Genomic DNA, 7,187 nt, shown 5'->3' with positions numbered 1-7,187 from the left:
GGCCGAGGCACGAATCGAATCCAGCCAGGGCACGAAGGCTGCTGCCCCCTTCGGACCTGCGTGCTCAGGGCGTGGCGGTGGCCACGGGTGGGGCCGGGCCGGGGCTCTGCACCGACCGCCGCAGGTGAGCGAGGATCCGCCGAATGACGCCAGGATCGTCGACGGTGGCGATGAGGCGCATACGGCCCCCACAGCGGGGACAGGCCAGAACATCTATCTCGAACGCCCGCCGCATCAGCGCCGCCCATGTCCAGTAGCGCGGGCGGCGCTGCGCACCGGCGCCTTCCGAAAGGGGAAGCAGAGCAGCAGCACCACCCGCCGACCCAGTGGGATCGGGCACGATCCGTCCGTAGGCGACGACGCGCCGGCGCCACTGCGCGTGAGGGGCCAGCACCCCGTGGCAGATGACCAGATTCACCTCGGGCCGAGGCGTGATGGCGGCGAGCTTTTCCAGAAACTCCAGCGGCTCGAACACCAACTGCGTCGTGCCATCGTGCCAGGCCGGCTTGAGCTCCACGACGACGCGGCCGTCGCCCCGGAGCCGCAGGCGGTCTTGAGCCAGGGGCGGGCGGAGCACATACCGGCACAGGCGCTCCACCCCCGCGCGATCGTTGGCCGACACCCACACATTGGCGTGCAGATCGAAGCCATCCACGTGTGCCTGACGGGGCCCCCGAGACCTCACGTCCTCGACATCCACGTCCCGCCCGAGTTGCCGCACCCGCCCGCCAGCGCGGGTGCCCAAGGCCACCCGCCCTTGTACCGAGGCGCTCACGATACCGGCCAGCACGGATGACTCCTCCGCGAGCCGGTCCGCCGGCCCCGTCGCGTCGTCGCCGGGCTCCAGGCCCCGCCGCACCAGGAGCGCCCGGACCTGGTGGCGGACAGCGGTGAGCACCTGCGCCACCTCTTCATCGCTGGGCGCCGGCGCCGGATGAAACTCGAGGGCGCCCGAGCGGGCTTCGCTGAAGACCCCGTCGAGCGCCAGCGTGTGAAAGTGTACGTTCAAATTCAGGCCGCTTCCAGAGCGCTGGATCACGGTGACCGTGCCCGTCCGCCCTTCGCGGATGCCGCGCTCGCGGGCGGCGCGCGTGTAAACCGCAAGCAGCACCCGCGCGTACAGCCCCAGCACGGCTCGGCTCAGCCCGTGGTCCCACGCCATCAGGTACCGCAGCCGATGCGGCACCGTGAGCACCCACTGGCGCACCGGCACGCGCGGCAGCACTTCGTCCACCAGATGTGCGGCGCGCTCGGTCATCCGGCGACCGCCGCAACTCGGGCAGAACCCGCGCCCCTTGCAGGAAAACGGAACCAGGCGCTCGACGGCACACCCGTCACAGCGGAAGCGAGCAAACCCGTGTTCGAACACCCCACACGTCAAGAACTCCCGGAACTCCCGCTCGACAAACTGCGGGAGGCCGACACCCTCGCTCGCCGCCGCCGCCGTGCGCAGGAAGGCCTCCAGGTGCTCGCGGACAACCTGATGCAGCACGGTGTGCTCCGCGTCACGGGACCGATACACTGGCTGGACACACGCCACTCCCCTGGGTACCGCGTACGCGGCGGTTCACAAATGCCCAAAGATCGATACACCTGATACACCATCTCACTAGCCCCGACGGCACGGAGTCGCTAGCCGCGTGAAGGGACAGGTGCGTGGTGGGACACCCGTCAGGTTGCGGAGGGACGGGCTCAGGCTGATTGAAGCTCCGTCATGTGAAGACGATCAGTGTGGTCCGTCGTCGGGCGCAGGCGCAGGAGCTGAAAGCGTTAGGCGGATGAGGTGATCTGCACGGAGGATGAGGACCTCGTTCAACGGGTCATGGCGATCACCAATGGGGCCGGCGTGCCGGCGGCAATTGATGCTGTGGGCGGGCAGGTCGCGGACAGCATCGTGGAGGCGCTCGCGCCGGGAGGGGTCATGCTCAGCTACGGCCTCCTCGCCCTCGAGCCGATCCTGATCAACGGCGCGCTGACGATCTTCCGCACGCTGTCAGTGCGCGGCTTCTGGCTGACCGCGTGGCTCCGACGCGCGCCTGCCGAGAAGCAGCGCACAGTGATGCGCGAGGTGTTGGGTCACATGGCCAAGGGCGAGATCGTCCCGCCGGTCGAGGCCAAGTACGACCTCGGCGATATCACAGACGCCGTCCGCCACGCCGAGAGGCCGGGTCGTCACGGGAAGGTCTTGCTGGTGGGCTGATAGTTATCGGAGCAATCAGGTTTCACGCGTCCGCCCCCGCGCGCGCGCGGAATCTGCTATCATCCCGGCGTGAGCTCTCGCACGCTCCCCCTCGAGCGGGACGGCCGCGGGGAACGCACCGGCTCCGACATCGAGATCATAACCCTTGTCAGCGGCGCCCATTTCCTGAGCCACTTCCTCCAGCTCACGCTGCCGCCGCTCTTCCCGCTGCTGCGGGCGGTCTTCAACGTGCCCTACGTGGCGCTGGGCGTGCTGATGACGCTCTTTTACAGCGCCTCGGCCGTGGGCCAGCTGGTCTCGGGGTTCCTGGTGGACCGGTTCGGAGCGCGGCGCATCCTGGTGGGCGGACTCAGCCTCTTCGCGAGCGCCATCGTCCTGGCCGGGCTCAGCCCCTCGTACGGGATGCTGGTGGCCGTAATCCTGCTGGCAGGCCTCGGCAACAGCGTCTTTCATCCGGCCGACTACTCGATCATGAACGCCACGGTCGATTCGCGTCGGCTGGGCCGGGCGTACAGCACCCACAGTATCTCGGGCAATATCGGCTGGGCCCTGGCGCCGGCGGTGGTGGGGGGACTCACGGCGGCCTTCGGCTGGCGCGTGGCGCTGGCGAGCGCTGGGGCGCTCGGGCTGGCGGTGGCCTTCTTCCTCGCGCGGCAGCCGGCGCTGGCCGTCGTGGGCCGGCCCGCGCGCATGCGTGTAGCAGACGGCCCGGTTGGCTTCGTAGCCGACTTCCGCCTCCTGCTGGTGACGCCGGTCCTGATGGCCTTCGCCTACTTCGCGCTGCTCGCCGCGTCGCTGAGCGCGGTGCAGACCTTTTCGGTCAGCGTGCTGGTGGCCGTCTACGCGGCGCCCCTCGGCCTCGCCAGCGGGGCGCTCACTGCCTACCTCGGGGGCAGCGCGGCCGGCATCCTGACCGGCGGGGTCCTGGCTGACCGGACGAGTCGGCACCACGTGGTGGCGGGTGGGGGCATGCTGCTCGCCGCCGTGCTGACCCTGGTGCTTGCCAGCGGCGCACCGCCCCTGGCGTTGCTCGCACCCCTGATGGCGGCCATCGGCTTCGCCAAGGGCGCCACGGCCCCCTCGCGGGACCTCATCGTACGGGCGGCGACGCCGGCCGCGGCCTCGGGCAAGGTCTTCGGCTTCGTCTACTCGGGCCTTGATCTCGGCGCGCTGGCGATGCCGCCGGTCTACGGATGGCTGGTGGACCGGGGTGATCCGCGCGCGGTCTTCCTGGTGGCGGCGGGCCTGATGGTGCTGACGATCGCCACCGTGCTCGAGGTGCGGCGCCAGGGAGTGATCGCCCGGGGGCGCGGCACGCGCTGGTAGCGGCGCCTCCTACAGGTACACCGCCTTCATCTGCGGCTCTGGGTAACGCGAGCCCGAAGCGGCTCCCGAGGGGACGGCCTCCGAGATGCGCTGGACGTCGGACGCATCGAGCCCGACCTCCAGCGCGCCCGCGTTCTCGTCCACGCGCTCTTTCCGCTTGGTGCCGGGGATCGGGACGATACCCGGGCCCTGTGCCAGGAGCCAGGCCAGCACGAGCTGCGCGGGCGTGCAGCCCTTCTCCTTCGCGATCTGCTCGATCCGGTGCGCCAGCTCCAGGTTGTGGAAGAAGTTCTTGTCCTGGAAGCGCGGGTGGTCGCGGCGCCGGTCGCCTTCGGGGATGTCGCCCGGGGTCTGGATCCTGCCGGTCAGGAAGCCGCGCCCGAGCGGGGAGTACGCCACGAAGGAGATGCCGAGCTGGCGGCAGGTGGGGAGCGTCTCCTCGGCCTCGGCGCGGTAGAGGAGCGAGTACTCGGTCTGGACCGCGCTCAGGGGGTGGACGGCGTGGGCTCGACGGATGGTCTCGGGCGCGGCCTCCGAGAGCCCAAGGTAGCGCACCTTGCCCTGCTCGATCAGCCTTTTCATCGCGCCGACCGTATCTTCGATGGGCACGCTCGGATCCACGCGGTGCTGGTAGTAGAGGTCGATCACGTCCACGCCGAGCCGCTTGAGGCTGGCATCGCAGGCCTGGAGGACGTACTCGGGCCTGCCGTTGACCAGGTTCGCGCCGCTCGGGTTCCTGACCTGGCCGAACTTGGTGGCGAGCACCGCCTGCTCCCGCCGGCCTTTGAGCGCCCGGCCCAGGAGTTCCTCGTTGTGGCCCCACCCGTACATGTCGGACGAGTCGAGGAAGTTGACGCCGCGGTCGAGCGCGTGCTGGATCACCGCGATGGCCTCCTTCTCGTCGCACTTCCCGTAGATGCCTGACAGCGGCATGCAGCCGAATCCCAGGTTCGACACGGTGAGCGTGCTCTGCCCCAGCGTCCGGTAGTGCATGAGGTCCCCCTTTCAGAAGTCGTTCACGATTCTACCCGAGAGACGCGGACCGCGCTATAGATCTTGCGGGCCAGCCGTTCGCCTGGACAGCCCCTTCGCCCGCGCCGTAGCTTCGTAGCGGAAGTCGCGGGAGCGAGCGAATCGCAGCCTGTTCAGAGAGCCTCAGCTCGGCTGGCGAACCTCAGGAGCCGGGGCACGATCCGGCGCGGATTCCGTTTCAAGCGGGAAAGGAGGCTGAAAATGGTACCGCATCGACAGTCCCGGATGAGGAGCGCGGTGATTTTCCTGTCGAGTTTCTTGCTCGTGAATGGCGTGGCTGCGGAGACCCTACCGATCGTCGATCTCCACTTTCATGCCGAACCAGGCTGGAACCTTCAAGACCTGATAAACGCGTTTAACGAGGCCGGAGTCGCGGGGGCGCACCCCTCACGGGGGTAGACTCCCTGCGCATCGTGCCTCGGAGGTGACGACCGGCCCTTCACCCGCTTTCTCCGCGTGAGCCTGGTCGGGCCAGGAGGCGCGGCCGTTGGGGCCTCCCGCGCCCTGAACCGCGCGGTCAGACAAGCGGCCAGGGGTAACGGTGGCCACCTGTTTCCACAGGGAATCGCCCTTGCTGCACAATGGCCCGCGCCCGGGCGAGCAGCGCCGCCTGCTCCGCCGGATCCAGGAGCGCGGCGAGCGACGCCGGCAGGCCTCCCGTGAGGAGGCGCCTCACGTCGGCCCGCAGCGCGTTCGGGATCGGCTCGCCGCCGAACTCCCAGATCACGGTGCGGAGCTTGGGCTCGGCGTGGAAGGTCAGGGCGTTGTCGATGGCGTGGATGACGCCGTCGCGACCGAGCAGGCAGTGGCCGCTCTTCCTGTCGGCGTTGTTGACGAGGAGGTCGAAGAGGCAGATCTGCTTGAGGCGCGCGTGGTGGGCGGGGTCTTCCCTGAGCGTGAAGTAGTGCTGCTCGAAGTCGGCCGGCACGAAGCGCTGGAGCGAGCCGTCGCCCAGTGGGCCCTCGCGCTCGACCGTCCGCGGCACGAGGCCCCAGCCGAGGGCCTCCGAGAGGAGGTACGCCGCGACCTCGCGCCTGAAGAGGCCCGGCGGGAAGTCCCAGAGCGGCCGCTCGCCGCGCGCGGGCTTGTACACGGCCAGCGCGGCCGCACTGTCGAGCGTCACCTCGACGAGGAAGATCGCGTTGCTGCTCCGCGCGATCCGCCCCTTGACGGTGATCGCACCCCGGGCGAGGAGGTCGAGCAGGCTCGTCTCAGGCTGCAAAGACATCGGGGGCGATTGCAATCGAAGGGAACGCGCTCAGCAGCTGGCGGTCGGCGGTGACCAGTCGGACGCCGAGGTCCTGAGCCAGGGCTACGTACTCGCAGTCGTAGGCCGAGCATCCCGATCGGGCGGCAAGCCGGAGAACTTCGTGGGAGACCACGCTATACTCGCGTCCCGCCACGCTTCGTTCTGCCTCGTCGGCGATCTGGATCGCATCCTCAAGCGCGAGCGCCTTCCTGCGGACGAGCCCGGCGAGCGTGTTACGGAACTCTGAGCGGCAGAGGAGCGGCACTGCCCACACCGGGTCACGGCTCAGGACCGCCTCGGCTTGTCCCGTCCGCTGGCCCGCCACATAGAGATAGACCAGCAGGTTGGCATCCACGACGATCATGGACGGCCGTACACCTTGAGCCGATTGAGCGTCCGATCGCCGAGCCGGAGGCCGACGGGAGCCCGCCGGACAGCGCGCGCACGGGCTAGCAGGGCCTCGGGATCGATCGGCACTGCACGGGCCGCGGCCTCCAAGCAGGCAATGACCTCGAGGTTGAGACTCCGCCTGTGGCGCACTGCCTGCGTCTTGAGGCGCCGCACCAGCGGATCAGGAATGTTCTTGATCGTCAGCGTCGCCACTGCCATCCCTCGCGTAGACACCATAATGGTTCCATATTGGAATCACAGTAGCGCGCCGGTTTCGGAGTGTCAAGCGTATGATGCGATCACGCACTACGCTCACCGGGTGCCGTGGCCATTGCCTCGCGGGCAGACGTGGCCGCCCGGGTCCTTCGGGCCGCCGCACATCGGACAGGTCGGGCGCCCGGCCTTCATCAGCTCCCGGGCTTGCTCCACAAACGCCGCGGCCTGGGCGCGGGTGATCCTGAAGCGCGCCGTGGCGGCCTCGCCACTGCCCTCCTCCTCTGCCAGCTCCTTCGCCACGACGACGATGCGCTCATCAGCCTGGTCGTAGCCCACGCCGAGGGCGGCGACGGGCCATGCGGCCTCGATCGGCTCGAAGAGCGCGGCCTCGCGCGGCGGCTCCTCGCCGGCGGCCGGAAGCCGGGTCAGGAGATCGGCCAGGTACTCGGCGAGGGCGCGAACCTGCTCCTTCTCGCATTTGAGCGTGATGAGGGTGTCGGCCTGCCGGGCCTGCAGGTAGAAGATGCGCTGGCCGAGCGGCCCAACCGTGCCGGCCGTGAAGTGGTCGGGGGCCTCGAGATCGAACGAGTCGCTCATCGCATCTGAAGCCAGGAAAGGTCGCCGTCCAGCGAGTTCACGGTGAGCACCAGGGGGGCGTCAGGGCGGTAGGCGATGGCCGTGATGGATGCCGGGGCGACCGCGATGCGCTGGAAGAGGTCGAGGTGGAGGCCGAGAGCGTGGGCGACGACGGCCTTGATCGGATCGGCGTGGGAG

At 69.2% G+C, this 7,187-nt stretch carries 9 protein-coding genes; 2 read left to right on the top strand and 7 right to left on the bottom strand.

Translation table 11 applies throughout. The annotated features are described in order from the left end of the window. Positions 1-64: 64 nt before the first annotated feature. Positions 65-1,492: a transposase gene (locus HY726_07495; GenBank protein MBI4608833.1), complete on the bottom strand. Its 1,428-nt coding sequence runs from the start codon at positions 1,490-1,492 to the stop codon at positions 65-67. A 291-nt stretch (positions 1,493-1,783) separates the two neighbouring features. Here HY726_07495 and HY726_07490 point away from each other — a divergent pair, with 291 nt between their 5' ends. Both HY726_07490 and HY726_07485 read left to right on the top strand, forming a co-directional pair. After that, positions 1,784-2,200, top strand: coding sequence for a zinc-binding dehydrogenase (locus HY726_07490; GenBank protein ID MBI4608832.1), 417 nt, complete (start codon positions 1,784-1,786; stop codon positions 2,198-2,200). A gap of 69 nt (positions 2,201-2,269) precedes the next feature. After that, positions 2,270-3,526, top strand: coding sequence for an MFS transporter (locus HY726_07485; GenBank protein MBI4608831.1), 1,257 nt, complete (start codon positions 2,270-2,272; stop codon positions 3,524-3,526). A 9-nt stretch (positions 3,527-3,535) separates the two neighbouring features. Here the strand turns inward: HY726_07485 and HY726_07480 are convergent, their stop codons facing one another. The 6 genes from HY726_07480 to HY726_07455 all read right to left on the bottom strand — a co-directional run. Next, complete coding sequence (locus tag HY726_07480) at positions 3,536-4,519, bottom strand: aldo/keto reductase (GenBank protein ID MBI4608830.1); 984 nt, start codon at positions 4,517-4,519, stop codon at positions 3,536-3,538. Positions 4,520-5,075: 556 nt separating this feature from the next. Continuing rightward, on the bottom strand, positions 5,076-5,786 hold the full coding sequence (locus tag HY726_07475; GenBank protein MBI4608829.1) for an SCO1664 family protein: 711 nt from the start codon (positions 5,784-5,786) through the stop codon (positions 5,076-5,078). Further along, positions 5,770-6,171, bottom strand: a complete 402-nt coding sequence (locus HY726_07470; protein ID MBI4608828.1) for a type II toxin-antitoxin system VapC family toxin — start codon at positions 6,169-6,171, stop codon at positions 5,770-5,772. Before HY726_07470 ends, HY726_07475 begins: the two co-directional genes overlap by 17 nt. Continuing rightward, positions 6,168-6,410 (bottom strand): plasmid stability protein, encoded by a 243-nt coding sequence (locus HY726_07465; protein ID MBI4608827.1) that lies wholly within the window; start codon positions 6,408-6,410, stop codon positions 6,168-6,170. The genes HY726_07470 and HY726_07465 overlap by 4 nt, the downstream gene beginning before the upstream one ends. A gap of 99 nt (positions 6,411-6,509) precedes the next feature. Continuing rightward, positions 6,510-7,010 (bottom strand): DUF3090 domain-containing protein, encoded by a 501-nt coding sequence (locus HY726_07460; GenBank protein MBI4608826.1) that lies wholly within the window; start codon positions 7,008-7,010, stop codon positions 6,510-6,512. Further along, on the bottom strand, positions 7,007-7,187 hold a 181-nt coding region (locus tag HY726_07455), incomplete at its 5' end, for a histidine phosphatase family protein (protein ID MBI4608825.1). The genes HY726_07460 and HY726_07455, both read right to left, overlap by 4 nt.

The sequence above is a fragment of the Candidatus Rokuibacteriota bacterium genome, assembly GCA_016209385.1.
Taxonomy (GTDB): domain Bacteria; phylum Methylomirabilota; class Methylomirabilia; order Rokubacteriales; family CSP1-6; genus JACQWB01.
The sequence above is the reverse complement of the archived record's forward strand: the minus strand, read 5'-3'. Positions and strand labels throughout refer to the sequence as shown.